This is a genomic window from Mycobacterium sp. NGS29 (assembly GCF_059812965.1).
The window spans coordinates 224,983-238,562 of the sequence record NZ_JCALDR010000005.1 but is presented as its reverse complement, the minus strand read 5'-3'; the positions used below and the strand labels follow the sequence as shown (position 1 = coordinate 238,562).

The 13,580-nt window shown below is 67.8% G+C and carries 14 protein-coding genes and 1 riboswitch; of the genes, 7 read left to right on the top strand and 7 right to left on the bottom strand.

The genetic code is table 11. The features are described from left to right. Positions 1 to 10: 10 nt before the first annotated feature. A complete protein-coding gene (locus AC5Y5Z_RS09485) occupies positions 11 to 1,660 on the bottom strand; it encodes a DNA repair helicase XPB (protein ID WP_463827314.1) in 1,650 nt (549 codons plus the stop codon). Positions 1,661 to 1,737: 77 nt separating this feature from the next. Further along, the gene (locus AC5Y5Z_RS09480) at positions 1,738 to 3,996 is read right to left on the bottom strand and encodes a helicase-associated domain-containing protein (protein WP_499924812.1); all 2,259 of its coding nucleotides are present in this window, start codon (positions 3,994 to 3,996) and stop codon (positions 1,738 to 1,740) included. A 63-nt stretch (positions 3,997 to 4,059) separates the two neighbouring features. On the opposite strand from AC5Y5Z_RS09480, the gene AC5Y5Z_RS09475 reads away from it, so the two are divergent. From AC5Y5Z_RS09475 to AC5Y5Z_RS09460, 4 genes are read left to right on the top strand one after another with little or no spacing between them, the layout of a single operon-like run. Further along, positions 4,060 to 4,254 (top strand): hypothetical protein, encoded by a 195-nt coding sequence (locus tag AC5Y5Z_RS09475; protein ID WP_463827316.1) that lies wholly within the window; start codon positions 4,060 to 4,062, stop codon positions 4,252 to 4,254. Between the two features lie 8 nt (positions 4,255 to 4,262). Then, the gene (moaC, locus tag AC5Y5Z_RS09470) at positions 4,263 to 4,781 is read left to right on the top strand and encodes a cyclic pyranopterin monophosphate synthase MoaC (RefSeq protein ID WP_499924809.1); all 519 of its coding nucleotides are present in this window, start codon (positions 4,263 to 4,265) and stop codon (positions 4,779 to 4,781) included. Further along, the gene (locus AC5Y5Z_RS09465) at positions 4,778 to 5,257 is read left to right on the top strand and encodes a MogA/MoaB family molybdenum cofactor biosynthesis protein (RefSeq protein ID WP_463827318.1); all 480 of its coding nucleotides are present in this window, start codon (positions 4,778 to 4,780) and stop codon (positions 5,255 to 5,257) included. Before moaC ends, AC5Y5Z_RS09465 begins: the two co-directional genes overlap by 4 nt. Then, positions 5,254 to 5,679: a molybdenum cofactor biosynthesis protein MoaE gene (locus AC5Y5Z_RS09460; RefSeq protein WP_499924806.1), complete on the top strand. Its 426-nt coding sequence runs from the start codon at positions 5,254 to 5,256 to the stop codon at positions 5,677 to 5,679. The genes AC5Y5Z_RS09465 and AC5Y5Z_RS09460 overlap by 4 nt, the downstream gene beginning before the upstream one ends. A gap of 6 nt (positions 5,680 to 5,685) precedes the next feature. Here AC5Y5Z_RS09460 and AC5Y5Z_RS09455 read toward each other — a convergent pair whose 3' ends face one another. The 4 genes from AC5Y5Z_RS09455 to AC5Y5Z_RS09440 form a co-directional block, all read right to left on the bottom strand. Beyond that, a complete protein-coding gene (locus AC5Y5Z_RS09455; RefSeq protein ID WP_499924805.1) occupies positions 5,686 to 6,558 on the bottom strand; it encodes a transglycosylase family protein in 873 nt (290 codons plus the stop codon). A gap of 9 nt (positions 6,559 to 6,567) precedes the next feature. Further along, a riboswitch (cyclic di-AMP (ydaO/yuaA leader) is annotated at positions 6,568 to 6,754 on the bottom strand. A 238-nt stretch (positions 6,755 to 6,992) separates the two neighbouring features. Next, entirely contained in the window at positions 6,993 to 7,271 is a 279-nt protein-coding gene (locus AC5Y5Z_RS09450) for a MoaD/ThiS family protein (protein ID WP_463827321.1), read from the bottom strand. Beyond that, positions 7,264 to 8,334, bottom strand: a complete 1,071-nt coding sequence (gene moaA, locus AC5Y5Z_RS09445) for a GTP 3',8-cyclase MoaA (protein ID WP_499924803.1) — start codon at positions 8,332 to 8,334, stop codon at positions 7,264 to 7,266. The genes AC5Y5Z_RS09450 and moaA overlap by 8 nt, the downstream gene beginning before the upstream one ends. After that, positions 8,331 to 8,726 (bottom strand): YccF domain-containing protein, encoded by a 396-nt coding sequence (locus tag AC5Y5Z_RS09440; RefSeq protein ID WP_463827323.1) that lies wholly within the window; start codon positions 8,724 to 8,726, stop codon positions 8,331 to 8,333. The genes moaA and AC5Y5Z_RS09440 overlap by 4 nt, the downstream gene beginning before the upstream one ends. Positions 8,727 to 8,906: 180 nt before the next feature. Between AC5Y5Z_RS09440 and AC5Y5Z_RS09435 the strand changes: the two genes are divergently transcribed. The 3 genes from AC5Y5Z_RS09435 (at position 8,907) to AC5Y5Z_RS09425 (ending at position 12,385) form a co-directional block, all read left to right on the top strand. Then, entirely contained in the window at positions 8,907 to 9,329 is a 423-nt protein-coding gene (locus tag AC5Y5Z_RS09435; protein WP_463827324.1) for a cold-shock protein, read from the top strand. A gap of 77 nt (positions 9,330 to 9,406) precedes the next feature. Further along, positions 9,407 to 11,353 (top strand): acyl-CoA dehydrogenase family protein, encoded by a 1,947-nt coding sequence (locus tag AC5Y5Z_RS09430; RefSeq protein ID WP_499924801.1) that lies wholly within the window; start codon positions 9,407 to 9,409, stop codon positions 11,351 to 11,353. 9 nt (positions 11,354 to 11,362) lie between these two features. Further along, the gene (locus AC5Y5Z_RS09425) at positions 11,363 to 12,385 is read left to right on the top strand and encodes a glutathione S-transferase family protein (protein WP_499924799.1); all 1,023 of its coding nucleotides are present in this window, start codon (positions 11,363 to 11,365) and stop codon (positions 12,383 to 12,385) included. On the opposite strand, the gene AC5Y5Z_RS09420 is transcribed toward AC5Y5Z_RS09425, so the two are convergent. Beyond that, entirely contained in the window at positions 12,367 to 13,563 is a 1,197-nt protein-coding gene (locus AC5Y5Z_RS09420) for a GGDEF domain-containing protein (protein ID WP_463827327.1), read from the bottom strand. The two genes, AC5Y5Z_RS09425 and AC5Y5Z_RS09420, sit on opposite strands and share 19 nt — an antisense overlap. Between the last annotated feature and the right edge of the window lie 17 nt (positions 13,564 to 13,580).

The following is a 13,580-nucleotide window of genomic DNA, read 5'->3' as shown; positions in this document are numbered from 1 at the left end:
GCTCGCGGAGTCAGATGGCCGGGCCGAGCAGGTCGTCGGCGTCGCGGATGATGTAGCCGTAGCCCTGTTCGGCCAGGAAACGCTGCCGGTGTGCGGCGTACTCGGCGTCCAGACTGTCGCGCGCCACCACCGAATAGAAGACGGCCCCACCGCCGCCGGACTTGGGTCGCAGCAGCCGGCCCAGCCGCTGGGCCTCTTCCTGGCGCGACCCGAACGTCCCCGAAACCTGAACGGCCACTGAGGCTTCGGGCAGGTCGATGGAGAAGTTCGCGACCTTGGAGACCACCAGCGTGGCGATCTCACCGGTGCGGAACTTGTCGAACAATTCCTCGCGTTCGCGTGTTTTCGTCGATCCCTGGATCACCGGGGCGTCCAGCTCCGCACCGAGTTCGTCGAGCTGGTCGAGGTAGGCGCCGATCACCAGGGTCTGCTCACCGGGGTGATTCTTCAGAATCGACTTGACCACAGCGATCTTGGTGTGCACCGTCGAGCACAGCTTGTAACGTTCCTCGGGTTCGGCGGTGGCGTACATCATCCGTTCGTTGTCGGTCATCGTGACCCGCACTTCCACGCATTCCGCCGGCGCGATCCAGCCCTGGGCCTCGATGTCCTTCCACGGCGCGTCGTAGCGTTTCGGGCCGATCAGCGAGAACACATCCCCCTCGCGGCCGTCCTCGCGAATCAGCGTGGCGGTCAGGCCCAGCCGGCGCCGGGACTGCAGATCGGCGGTCATCCGGAACACCGGCGCCGGGAGCAGGTGCACTTCGTCGTAGATGATCAGGCCCCAGTCACGGCTGTCGAAGAGCTCCAGATGCCGGTATTCGCCTTTGCTGCGGCGGGTGACCATCTGATACGTGGAGATGGTGACGGGCCGAATTTCCTTGCGCTCGCCGGAGTATTCGCCGATCTCCTCCTCGGTGAGCGAAGTGCGTGCGACCAGCTCACGCTTCCACTGCCGGGCCGCGACGATGTTGGTGACCAGGATCAGCGTGGTGGCCTGGGCTTTGGCCATGGCCGCCGCGCCGACCAATGTCTTGCCGGCGCCGCACGGCAACACCACCACGCCGGACCCGCCCGCCCAGAACGAATCGGTGGCCAGCTGCTGATAATCGCGCAACTCCCACCCGTGCGGCTCCAGGCTGATCGGATGCGCCTCGCCGTCCACGTAACCGGCGAAATCTTCGGCGGGCCAACCGATTTTGAGCAGCATCTGCTTGACCCGGCCACGCTCGCTGGGATGCACGATCACGGTGTCGTCATCAATGCGCGCACCCAGCATCGGGGCGATCTTCTTGTTGCGCAGCACCTCCTCGAGCACCGCACGATCCAGGCTCACCAGGGTCAGGCCGTGTGCGGGGTGTTTGACCAGTTGCAGCCGGCCGTAACGGGCCATGGTGTCGACGATGTCGACCAACAGGGGCTGCGGCACCGCGTAACGGGAGAAGCTGACCAGCGCGTCGACCACCTGTTCGGCATCGTGGCCGGCGGCGCGCGCGTTCCACAGCGCCAGCGGGGTGACGCGATAGGTGTGCACGTGCTCGGGAGCGCGTTCCAGCTCGGCGAAGGGCGCGATGGCGGCGCGCGCGGCCCCGGCCAGCTCGTGGTCCACTTCGAGTAGCACCGTCTTGTCGGACTGGACGATCAGGGGTCCGTCAGTCATTTAGCGCCACTCCTCCTTCACTCCGTGCTGCATCGTCGTCGGCGCGCATCAGTCCATTATCGTCGGCGCACCGACAGCTATCGTTCATCGGACGACAGCACCGAGGTGATGCGGTGGATGGCGAAGTCGCGCAGCCGTCCGGACGCGGAATCGAACGCCACCAGTTGCCCACCCTTGACCACGATCGGCGCCACCACCCGTTGGGTGGCGACCCCCGCCGCGTCGAGATAGCCGATCAGTACCTTCTCCTGGTCCTGGGCGGCTCGTTGCAGCAGTGACATCGCGACGGCAGGGTCGACGCGCAGGTTGCCGAACGGCGCGGCTGTCACCGTGCGCAGCACCGCGACGATCGCGTGCAGGGTGTCTCCGCTGGGCCGGGGGGGCGGCCGGTACGGTCGGCGCTGCTGCGGGCTGGGCACCCGGGCACCGCGGGCACGCACATCGACGATGGCACCGGTGGAGTCCTCGGCTGCCGGGGCAAACCCTGCCGCACGCAGCGCAGCCAGCACGTCGGCGATCGAAGCTGATGACACCGCGACCGTCGGCGCCAGCGCCCGCAGGTGCAGGTCTTCGGCGGCCGGCGCGGCGATGGCCTGAGCCAGCAGCGCGGGATCTTCGCAGCGCACGAATGACGCCGCCATGCCGATGCGAAGTTGCCCGTGCCGGCGCGCGACGTCATCGATGAGATACGTGAGCCCTTGCGGCACCGTCGTTTTCGAATGCCCGGCGAAAAAGGAGTGCATCCAGTCGCGGGTCTTGCCGATATCCAAGGCATGCCGGATGGACTGCTCGCTGACCCGGTAAACCATTGCCGCACCGGCGGATTCGACGGTGGCGACCGTAGCGAGCTCGTCCGCCAGGTCGCGCTCCAACGGCCCCGGCACCACGACCGTCAGGTCTGCCTGAACCAGGAAGTGGTCGATTGGTTTGGGCAGCGCGCGTGTCATCGCACCGAGCACCGCACCCGGGTCGTCGTCCTGCTCCAGCAGGATCCGGCCGGGCGTGCTGATGGCACCGCGACCCACCAGGCCCAGCGCGTGACCCTCGGAGAGCAGATCGGCGACCGGTCCCGGTTGCAGCCGGCGGGCCCAGCGCGGCCGGCGCCAGATCAACGCGGCCGACCCGGTCTTCGCGTCGACCCCGGCGCCGGGCGGCAACTCGGCAAGCATGTCCAGCAGCAGCCGTCGATCCAGTGGGGCAGCCGTCGAGAACAGCGAGTCAGACAGGGCGCCATAGGTTTTGCCGTCCGGGCCGCGATTTCCGATCAGCGCCGGTCGGGCCGGCAGGTGCAGCCAGGTGTCGGCCAGCAGGAACCACCGGTCGGCGGCACTGAGCGTGCCGTACCGGTCGGCCGCGGTGGTGGGTGCCCAATAGGGTGCCTCGCCGTAGGCCGGTTCGGGGTCGGGGGTGCCGTTGCCGATCAGCCCGGCCGCCGCCGACAGCTCGAGTATCAAACCCAGGCGCGGCTCCTCGATCCCGGTGGTCTTGGCCAGTCGTTTGATGTCGCGAATCCCCAGCCCCCCGCTGCGCAGCTCGGCGACCGGAGCGGCGCTGAGGTTTTCCAGCAAGACATCCACGTGACGCAGCAGGTCGATGACGGCCCCGGCGGCCGCGGCGTCGGCCGCGGCGGGATCGACGGTCGAGACCACCGGGTCGGGCGCGGCCAGCTGGGTCGGGCCGGGGTTCTCCCCGCGCAACACCTGACCCACGTGCCGGGGCAGGATCACGGTCTCGGCATCGACGCGGCGCAATAGACCCACGGCGAGCAGCTGCGGCACCGGCCGGTCCAGCGCAGCGCCGGGCGACGCATCGCGGGTGCGCCCCATCGGGGACCCGTCGAGCAACCTGTCCAGGACGTCGCGCTGCGGCGCGTCGAGCCCGTCGATCAGGGCGGCGATCTGATCCCCGGAAAGGGAGCGGTCCTCCAGGGTGACCTGACCCGGTAGCCACGGCAACGCGGAGGCGGCGTCGGCGGCCACCCGCACCGCCGTGTCACCCCACGCCAGGGCGCGCTGCCGCAGGTCGTCCAGGGCCGTCAGCACCTCGTCCCGGGGGGCGCCGTCCCCGATCAGAGCCGTCAATTCGGCGACCGGCACCGGTTCGATGTCGGCGTGCAGCACCAGCAGCGCGTCGAGCACCGCGAGCCGCAGAAAGTCCAGGTCGTCGGTGGCGGCCTTGACCGACTGGCGCGCCTGGGCGCGGGCGGCCAGCGCGGCGATGCTGCCGGGCGGGGGCTGGGCAAGGTCGGGTCGCAACGCCAACAGCAGGATCAACCGCTCGTCGGGTAGGTCGGCCAGCCAGGACCCCAGCGGGATATCCGGGGTGTGTTCGGTCATCGAAGATCAAGCCTAGGCCGGACCTGCGGGCTACCGTCGCGGACTGCTTACGGACCTGTCAGAATGGAACGCGTGGCTGATGCACGCAAGGCAAAGTACGTGGACAACGGCTGGCCCACTACGGACCCGGATGACCACGCGGTGAGCGAACTCGTGACCGACCGCACCGGCGCACTCTCGCCTTTCGGCGAAGTGGTGTTCCCGGTGCCTGCCGACGAGTTGCCCTACGTCCACCCGGTGACAGTCGCCACCTGGTAATCGCCACCATGACCGGGGCCGGGGCCGCACCGAGGGCCGCTGCACGGGCCGCCGAGGTGCCCGCCCTGTCGCATCTGGACGAGCGGGGCGCCGCGCACATGGTCGACGTCACCGAGAAGGGGGCCACGCGACGCACTGCCGTCGCCGCCGGTGTCCTGCGCACCTCCGCGGACGTGGTGGGGTTGGTCTCCCGCGGCGGGCTGCCCAAGGGTGACGCGCTGGCGACCGCGCGGGTGGCCGGCATCCTGGCCGCCAAACGCACCAGCGACCTGATCCCGTTGTGCCATCAGCTGGCGCTCACCGGTGTCGATGTCGACTTCACTGTCGGCGAGTCCGAGATCGAGATCCATGCGACGGTGCGCAGCACCGACCGAACGGGGGTGGAGATGGAGGCGTTGACCGCCGTCAGTGTGACGGCGCTGACTCTGTACGACATGATCAAGGCGGTCGACCCGGCCGCGCGCATCGACGCTATCCGGGTGCTCAGCAAAGAGGGCGGCCGTAGCGGAAGTTGGGTGAGGCAGTGAATCGATCCGCGCGCGTGGTCGTCGCATCCACCCGGGCGGCCTCCGGTTCCTATGCCGACGAGTGTGGGCCGATTATCTCTGAATGGCTTGAGCAGCAGGGTTTTTCGCCTGCTGAGGTGCGAGTGGTCGCCGATGGAAATCCGGTGGGCGAGGCGCTCAACGATGCGCTCGACGACGAGGTCGACGTCATCATCACATCCGGCGGCACCGGGATCTCGCCTACCGACAGCACGCCCGAGCAAACGGTCGCGGTGCTGGACTTCATCATCCCCGGGTTGGCCGACGCGATCCGGCAGGCCGGCTTGCCGAAGGTGCCGACGTCGGTGCTCTCGCGCGGCGTGTGCGGGGTGGCCGGCAAGACGCTGATCGTCAACCTGCCCGGCTCACCGGGCGGGGTACGAGACGGCCTCGGGGTGCTGGCCGGGGTGCTCGACCACGCGCTGGCGCAACTCGCCGGCGAAGATCACCAACGATGACGTTGGTCGTACGCGCTGTAGTGACCGACCAGTCGATCTGTCTCGCCGAGCACGAGGCGTTGGTGAGCCATCAGTCGGCCGGTGCCGTCGTCGGGTTCGTCGGGATGATCCGCGACCACGACAACGGACGCCGAGTGGTGCGCCTGGAATACTCCGCGCACCCGTCGGCTTCGCAGGTCTTTGCTGACGTGGTGGCAGAGGTGGCCGGGCAGGCCGCCGGGGTACGGGCCGTCGCAGCCAGTCACCGCATCGGCGTATTGCACATCGGTGAGGCCGCTCTGGTGGCCGCCGTAGCGGCCGACCACCGTCAAGCGGCCTTTGCTACCTGTGCTCAATTGGTAGACGCCATTAAGGCGCGGCTACCAGTGTGGAAGCACCAGTTCTTCGACGACGGTTCCGAAGAATGGGTGGGTTCGGCCTGAGCCCGGTCAGCTGACCGGGCCCGCCGCGAGCGCGTCGAGCGCGTCGTTGCCGGCGATGTCGTGGCCGACAATCGACTGCCACAGCTGCTGGGTGTAGCCCACCGTGGACACCTGGTGGACCCCCGCGGGGGTGCCGGCGTCGACCGGAGGTGCCGCCTCACCGGGCTGGAAGCCGGCGTCCATGGTCGGCGGAGCCGGGGGCAGGTCCGCCGGCGCGGGAGGCAGGTCGGCGGGAGCCGGCGGCAGGTCGCCCGGGGCGGGAGCCAGGTCGGCGGGAGCCGGGGGCAGGTCGGCCGGTGCCGGGGGCAGGTCGGCCGGTGCCGGGGGCAGGTCGGCGGGAGCCGGAGCAAGCTCGGCCGGAGCCGGCGCGAGCTCGTTTCCGACGAGCTGGGCCGGGGCCTCCTCGACCGGAGCCGGCAGCTCTGCTGGTGGGGGAAGTTCGGTATTCGGCGCGGGTGCCTCGGCGGGCTGGTCCCACGGGAAACCGGCCGGCTGGGGCACGACATTGCGTGGCGACGGTCCGGACAACGCGGTGCCACACACCGGCCAGGCGCCCCGGCCCTGCGTCGCCAACACGCGCTCGGCGACGGCGATCTGCTGGTCCTTGCTGGCCATTTGGGCGGACGGCGCGAACTCGCCGCCACCGTGCGACGACCAGGTGCCGGCGGCGAACTGCACGCCACCGTAGAAGCCGTTGCCGGTGTTGATCGCCCAGTTGCCGCCGGATTCGCAGCGGGCTACCTGGTCCCACTCGGCGTCAGTGGCCGCAGCCGCCTGGCCGGCCATGGCGATGGCACCGCCACCGAGGACCGTGCCGGTGAAGGCGATCTTGGCGACGCTCACGCTCGAGTTAGTGGGCTTACGATGCCGTCCACTCATACGCTCAGAAATTCCTCTCGTATACACGCCTGCGAGGTCAGCTGTCGGGTTCGGGTGGAAGAGGTCACCCGGCCGTCGTCGTTCACCGTTGATACGACGTCGGCTTCACCCCAAGGAGCCGCGATTGGCCCCGGTCCGAAACTCGGCGGACCTGGTGGGTCCCCCGCCTCCATCCGCGGGTCGGAATCCCTCACCTAACGGATGGAGCTGGGCGCGATCTAGGTGAAGGAGGGTTCGTCGCTCGGGTTGGGTGACGAACCACCCGGAACGGTAGCGGTTCGCGGCGTTCCCGTCACGTTAAGGAAATGTCGGCGTTTTGGTCACACGCGGGCCGCAAAACGCCAGGAACGGTTCGCGTTTGTGCAGGTCAGAGCGGCCGAAATCGGAGCGTGGCCGGGCCGTTATCGTTCCGTTACGTGATGTATTTCACAGTTTCAACCGCCGGCGAAGGGCGGAAGTACGTCAACCGTGTCGCCGGTGGATAACGCCGTGGCCTCATCTCGGACGGCAATTCCGTCCCGCAGATAAGAGCATCGGCTCAATATTGTCGCCAGGTGGGTACCCCGATCGGCGAGCAGCTCAACCAAGCCGGCCACCGTCGCTCCGGCCGGCAACGCGACGGTCTCGGACTCCGCGCCGGAAGCTGCCCGGGCGGCGGCGAAGTAGCGGACCGTGACCTGAATGTCGGCACGATCAGGCGCGGTGTCAGCCACCGATGGCGCTCATCGGCCGTGCTGGCTGAGTGAAGCCCGGGTCGTTGATGCCGTGGCCGGCGGGTTTGGTCCACATCGCGGCGCGCCAAGCGGCCTCGACGGCGTGGTCGTCGGCACCCCCGCGCAGCAGTGCACGCAGATCGGTTTCCGTGGTGGAGAACAGGCAGCTGCGGATCTGGCCGTCGGCGGTCAGCCGGGTGCGGTCACACGTGGCGCAGAAGGCCTGCGACACCGACGCGATGATCCCGAATTTTCCGGCCGGCGTATCGGAGCCGGAGTCGACGAGCCAGAGTTGAGCCGGCGCCGAACCGCGGGGCGACGGGTCGGGTTCCAGGCGGAAGTGCGGCCGCAGCGCCGCCAGCACGTCATCGGCGCTGAGCGCGGCGTGCCGACGCCACTGATGGCCCGCGTCCAGCGGCATCTGCTCGATGACTCGCAGCTGGTACCCGCGCTCCAGGCAATACCGCAGCAGATCCACGACGTCGCGCGCGCCGGTCTCGGGGTCGAGCACGGCGTTCACCTTGATCGGGTCGAGCCCGGCGCGCCGTGCGGCGGACAGGCCGGCCAGCACGTCCTTGAGGCGATCCCGCCGGGTGATCGCGGCGAAGTGCGCGGGATCCACACTGTCCAGGGACACGTTGACGCGGTCCAGCCCGGCGTCGGCCAGCGCGTCGACCCGCCGCGCGAGACCGACGCCATTGGTCGTCAGAGATATCTCCGGGCGCGGCGTGAGCCCGGCAGCCGCGGCGACAACCTCTTCGAGGTGGCGCGCCAGCAGCGGCTCGCCCCCGGTGAACCGCACCCCGGTGACGCCCAGGCGGGTGACCGCGATGCGCATCAGCCTGGCCAGTTCGTCGGGACGCAACAGCGTCTCGCCCGGCAGCCAGTTGAGACCTGCGGCCGGCATGCAGTAGGTGCATCGCAGATTGCAGCGATCGGTGAGCGAGATCCGCAGATCGGTGGCGGCGCGGCCATAGGTGTCGAGTAGCGGGCCGGTGCGCGGTGCCTGGCCTTGTTTGCTGGCGCCGGGGACCGTCGGCACTCCCAGGGTGGTCAGCGTCATGCCGGCATGCGCGCGGGCCGGTCGACGGGGACGATCTCCTTGCCCAACGGAACCAGCGAGACCGGGATCAGCTTCAGGTTTGCCAGCGCCAGCGGGATCCCGACGATGGTGGCCGCCATCGCGATGGCGGTGGTCAGGTGGCCGAGCGCCAGCCACAGCCCGAACAGCAGCACCCAGATGACATTGCCGACCACGGAGCCGGCCCCGGCCCCCGGCTTCTCCACGATGGTCCGGCCGAACGGCCACAGCGCATAGGACGCGATGCGCAGCGCAGCAAAACCGAACGGGATGGTGACGATCAGCAGGAAACAGACCAACGCGGCCAGCAGGTATCCCAGTGCGAGCACGAGCCCACCGAAAACCAGCCAGATGACATTCAGGATCAGGCGCATATCTCCTCCAGCGGTATCGCCAGCCTACCGAGTGCCGGGTAAACCGGATGCTGAGCGGATGATCAGCCGAGTAGGATCTGTGATCGTCAGCGCGTCCTGCGCATGCGGGACGCGTCTTTATGTTGTGTAGCCAATGATCCATCAGACAAGCAGGATCCATCAGACAAGCAGGTGAGTGCAGTGCCGACCGGCAAAGTGAAGTGGTACGACTCCGAGAAGGGGTTCGGCTTCCTGTCGCAGGAGGACGGCGAGGACGTCTACGTCCGCTCGTCGGCGTTGCCCGCGGGTGTCGAGGGGCTCAAAGCGGGCCAGAAGGTGGAGTTCGGCATCGCTTCGGGGCGGCGCGGTCCGCAGGCGCTCAGTCTGAAGCTGCTCGATCCTCCGCCCAGCCTGTCCAGGACGCGCCGGGAAGCCTCGCGCCGGGATGCGCCGGCCGAGCACAAGCACAGCCCCGACGAGTTGCACGGCATGGTCGAGGACATGATCACGCTGCTGGAAAGCACCGTGCAACCGGAACTGCGTAAAGGCCGCTACCCGGACCGCAAGACGGCACGTCAGATCTCCGAGGTGGTCAAGGCGGTGGCGCGCGAGTTCGAGGCCTAGGGGCTCTCGACCCGGCGTAGCCACGCCCGAAGCGGGTATCCACCTCTCGTCGTGATGGCGTCAACGAGGAGGCGGCGATGGCACAGCAAGCGCAGGTCAGCGAAGAACAAGCCCGGGCTGTCGCCGAAGAATCCCGCGAAAGCGGATGGGAAAAGCCGTCTTTCGCCAAGGAGCTGTTCCTGGGCCGGTTTCCGCTGGAGCTCATCCACCCTTTCCCCAAGCCGGCGGAGGCGGACGAGGCGCGCGCCGAGGAGTTCCTGGCGAAGCTACGCGGATTCCTGGTCGACGTGGACGGCAGCGTCATCGAGCGAGACGCCCGGATTCCCGACGAATACATCACCGGTCTAGCCGAATTGGGCTGCTTCGGGATGAAGATTCCGACGGAGTACGGCGGTCTGGGTATGTCCCAAGTGGCGTACAACCGCGCGCTGATGTTGGTCACCACCGTGCACCCCAGCCTCGGCGCGTTGCTGTCCGCACACCAGTCGATCGGGGTGCCCGAGCCACTCAAGCTCGCCGGCTCCGCGGAGCAGAAACAGAAGTTCCTGCCGAGGTGTGCCGCGGGCGCCATCTCGGCCTTCCTGCTCACCGAGCCCGACGTCGGGTCCGATCCGGCACGGTTGGGTGCCACGGCAACACCGGTCGACGACGGCGCGGCCTACGAACTCGAAGGCGTGAAGCTGTGGACCACCAACGGGGTGATCGCCGAGCTGCTGGTGGTGATGGCCCGCGTGCCCAAGAGCGAGGGACACCGCGGCGGCATCAGTGCCTTCGTGGTGGAGGCGGATTCGCCCGGAATCACCGTTGAGCGGCGCAACCAGTTCATGGGGCTGCGCGGCATCGAGAACGGCCTGACCCGGATGCACCGCGTGCGAGTACCCGCGGAGAACTTGATCGGCCGGGAAGGCGACGGTCTGCGGATCGCGCTGACCACCCTCAACGTCGGGCGCCTGGCGCTGCCCGCGATGGTGACCGGCTCGGCGAAATGGTCGTTGAAGATCGCGCGGGAATGGTCGCGCGAGCGGGTGCAGTGGGGCAAGCCGATCGGCAAACACGAAGCAGTCGCCCGTCAGATCTCGTTCATGGCCGCGACCGTGTACGCCCTCGATGCAGTGGTCGAGTTGTCGGGTCAGATGGCAGACGAAGACCGCAACGACATCCGGATCGAAGCCGCGCTGGCCAAGCTGTGGTGCAGTGAGATGGCGTGCGTCATCGCCGACGATCTGATGCAGATCCGGGGCGGCCGGGGTTACGAGACGGCCGAGTCGCTGGCCGCGCGCGGGGAGCGGGCCGCGCCGGTGGAGCAGTCGTTGCGGGATCTGCGGATCAACCGTATCTTCGAGGGATCCAGCGAGATCATGCGGCTGCTCATCGCGCGGGAAGCCGTCGACGCGCACCTCAGTGCTGCCGGTGATCTCGCCAAGGCCGATTCCGACCTGCGACAGAAAGCGGCGGCCGCGGTCGGGGCGAGCGGCTTCTACGCAAAGTGGTTGCCCAAACTGGTCTTTGGCGAGGGACAACGACCGACCGCCTACCACGAATTCGGTCAGCTGGCCGCCCACCTACGCTTCGTCGAACGGTCCAGCCGCAAGCTGGCCCGCAACACCTTCTACGGGATGGCGCGCTGGCAGGCGAAACTGGAGCAGAAGCAAGGATTCCTGGGCCGGATCGTGGACATCGGCGCCGAGCTTTTCGCGATGGCTGCGGTGTGCGTGCGAGCCGAAGCCCAGCGCGGGTCCGACCCGGCACTCGGGAAGCAAGCTCATGAACTTGCCGAAATATTCTGTCAGCAAGCAACTTTGCGGGTGGAGGCACTGTTCGACGCACTGTGGACCAACACCGACAGCAGCGACGTGCGGGTGACCAACGATGTGTTGGACGGGCGTTACACCTGGCTGGAGAACGGCATTCTGGACCAGTCCGAAGGCACCGGCCCGTGGATTGCGCCCTGGGAGCCAGGCCCGTCCAGTGCCGAGAATCTGGCTCGCAAAGTCGTGCCCCACCCGACCGAAGCAAAGGTCTAGGGTGCGACGATGGCCGAGTATGTCGCCGGAACAGGCGAATTCAACCGGGACACCACGTACCTCACCACGCGCGTCACCGCGGACGGACGCGACGGCTATCCGGTCGAGCCGGGCAGATACCGGTTAGTGGTCGCCCGGGCCTGTCCCTGGGCCAACCGCACGATCATCGTTCGCCGACTGCTCGGCCTGGAACCGGTTCTGTCCATTGGATTTTGCGGTCCCACCCATGACGAGCGCAGCTGGACCTTCGATCTCGATCCGGGCGGGGTGGACCCGGTGCTGAAGATCCCGCGGCTGCAGGATGCCTACTTCAAGCGCGACCCGGACTACGCCAAAGGGATCACCGTCCCCGCCATCGTCGATATCCCCACCGGCGCGGTGGTCACCAATGACTTCGCGCAGATCACGCTCGACTTCTCCACGGAATGGACGGCATACCACCGTGAGGGGGCACCCCAGCTCTACCCTGAACGGTTGCGCGATGAGATCGACGAGGTGAGCACGCGGATCTACACCGAGATCAACAACGGCGTGTACCGATGCGGGTTCGCCGGGTCGCAGGACGCCTACGAAGCCGCCTACGACCGGTTGTTCACCGCCCTGGACTGGGTGAGCGATCGGCTCGAGAATCAGCGATACCTGGTGGGAGACACCATCACCGAAGCCGACGTGCGACTCTTCACCACGCTGGCCCGCTTCGACCCGGTCTACCACGGTCACTTCAAGTGCAACCGCGGCAAATTGTCCGAGATGCCGGTGCTGTGGGCCTATGCCCGAGATCTGTTCCAGACGCCGGGTTTCGGTGACACCACCGATTTCGTCCAGATCAAGCAGCACTACTACATCGTGCACTCAGACATCAACCCCACCGGCATCGTGCCCAAGGGTCCCGACCTCACCAACTGGCTTTCCCCACACGGACGTGAAGCGTTGGGCGGCAGGCCATTCGGGGACGGTACCCCGCCCGGCCCGGTGGCCGACGGCGAGCGGGTACCGACCGGCCACGGTGCGGATCAGGCTGAGCCGTCCTGATCGACCGGTGCCGGGTCTTGGTCACCGGTTCGGCGGTGATGTCCGGCTTGGTTGCCGCCCTTGCCCTTTGCGCTGTACATCGCCGCGTCGGCCAGCGACACCAGATCGGCCAACACAGTATCGATATCGGCCTGGGGCGTAGCGCCTTCCACCCGGAAGGTGGTCGTGCCGATGCTGGCGGTGATCCCGAACGGCAATTCGGCTATCGCGGTGCACAATCGCTGCGCCCGTTCGGCTACTTCGCCGGGCGGCCACTCGTCGGCGAAGGCGAACTCCTCGCCGCCGAGTCGACCGATCACCGCCTTCTCGCCGGTACCGTCCCGCAACGTCTGCGCCACGGACACCAGTGCCGCGTCCCCGGTTGCGTGGCCGTACCTGTCGTTGAGTTGCTTGAACCGGTCGAGGTCGATGACCGCGATCACCAGATCGGTGGCACGGCCGGCACACTCTTGCAAAATGCGTTGCGAATGCAGATAGAAAGCTCGCCGGTTGAACAGACCGGTCAGCGAATCACGATCGGCCCGATACGCGTCCGGCCCGAGGATCTGACCCGCAACATAGAGCGCGAGTGGCGCGGAGATATTGAGCAACACCACCAACCAGAACGCGACAAGAGCACCGGCCAGGCCGAATTGGGCGACCAGCCCAACCGTCTTCACCGACGCCACGACCAGGGCGCAGCAGAAGTTGTACGCAATGACGCGAGCGGAGTGGAACAGCGACTGATGGATGGCCAGGCCCGTGAACGTCGTGCAGCCCAACATGGCCGCGGCGGGATTGCTCTGCGCCAGCACCACCAGCGCGATCCCGGTGCTCGATGCGATGGCGAACCCGGTCGCCTGGCGGCGGGTCGGCCACCGAAGTGCCCACAACAGGGCGTTGGCAGCGGCGCAGACGCCGGCGATCAGCGCCAGCGCGATCGGCACGGTCCCGTGCGGCCCGACCGGACTCCAAATCGATCCGATCGCCACCAGGCTCAGCGATCCCGCTATGAACGAGACGCGGGCGCGAATCGCGCGGGTCATTCCGCGCGCCTCGAGGTGCGAACTCAGCTGGTCGAAATGATCACCCTCGCGCCACCACTGGAGCAGCAACCCGCTCATCTGCCGCACGGCGACCGCACCGTCGTACCGACGCAACTGTGCTCGAACATGCGCGCGCGACGGCGCAAAAGGCATGCAGCGCAACGTGTTGG

Excerpts from the sequence above, each read along its gene's own strand:
- AC5Y5Z_RS09485 (WP_463827314.1), bottom strand. The coding sequence starts at position 1,660 with ATGACTGACGGACCCCTGATCGTCCAGTCCGACAAGACGGTGCTACTC.
- AC5Y5Z_RS09480 (WP_499924812.1), bottom strand. The coding sequence starts at position 3,996 with ATGACCGAACACACCCCGGATATCCCGCTGGGGTCCTGGCTGGCCGAC.
- AC5Y5Z_RS09475 (WP_463827316.1), top strand. The coding sequence starts at position 4,060 with ATGGAACGCGTGGCTGATGCACGCAAGGCAAAGTACGTGGACAACGGC.
- moaC (WP_499924809.1), top strand. The coding sequence starts at position 4,263 with ATGACCGGGGCCGGGGCCGCACCGAGGGCCGCTGCACGGGCCGCCGAG.
- AC5Y5Z_RS09460 (WP_499924806.1), top strand. The coding sequence starts at position 5,254 with ATGACGTTGGTCGTACGCGCTGTAGTGACCGACCAGTCGATCTGTCTC.
- AC5Y5Z_RS09455 (WP_499924805.1), bottom strand. The coding sequence starts at position 6,558 with ATGAGTGGACGGCATCGTAAGCCCACTAACTCGAGCGTGAGCGTCGCC.
- moaA (WP_499924803.1), bottom strand. The coding sequence starts at position 8,334 with ATGACGCTGACCACCCTGGGAGTGCCGACGGTCCCCGGCGCCAGCAAA.
- AC5Y5Z_RS09440 (WP_463827323.1), bottom strand. The coding sequence starts at position 8,726 with ATGCGCCTGATCCTGAATGTCATCTGGCTGGTTTTCGGTGGGCTCGTG.
- AC5Y5Z_RS09430 (WP_499924801.1), top strand. The coding sequence starts at position 9,407 with ATGGCACAGCAAGCGCAGGTCAGCGAAGAACAAGCCCGGGCTGTCGCC.
- AC5Y5Z_RS09425 (WP_499924799.1), top strand. The coding sequence starts at position 11,363 with ATGGCCGAGTATGTCGCCGGAACAGGCGAATTCAACCGGGACACCACG.
- AC5Y5Z_RS09420 (WP_463827327.1), bottom strand. The coding sequence starts at position 13,563 with ATGCCTTTTGCGCCGTCGCGCGCGCATGTTCGAGCACAGTTGCGTCGG.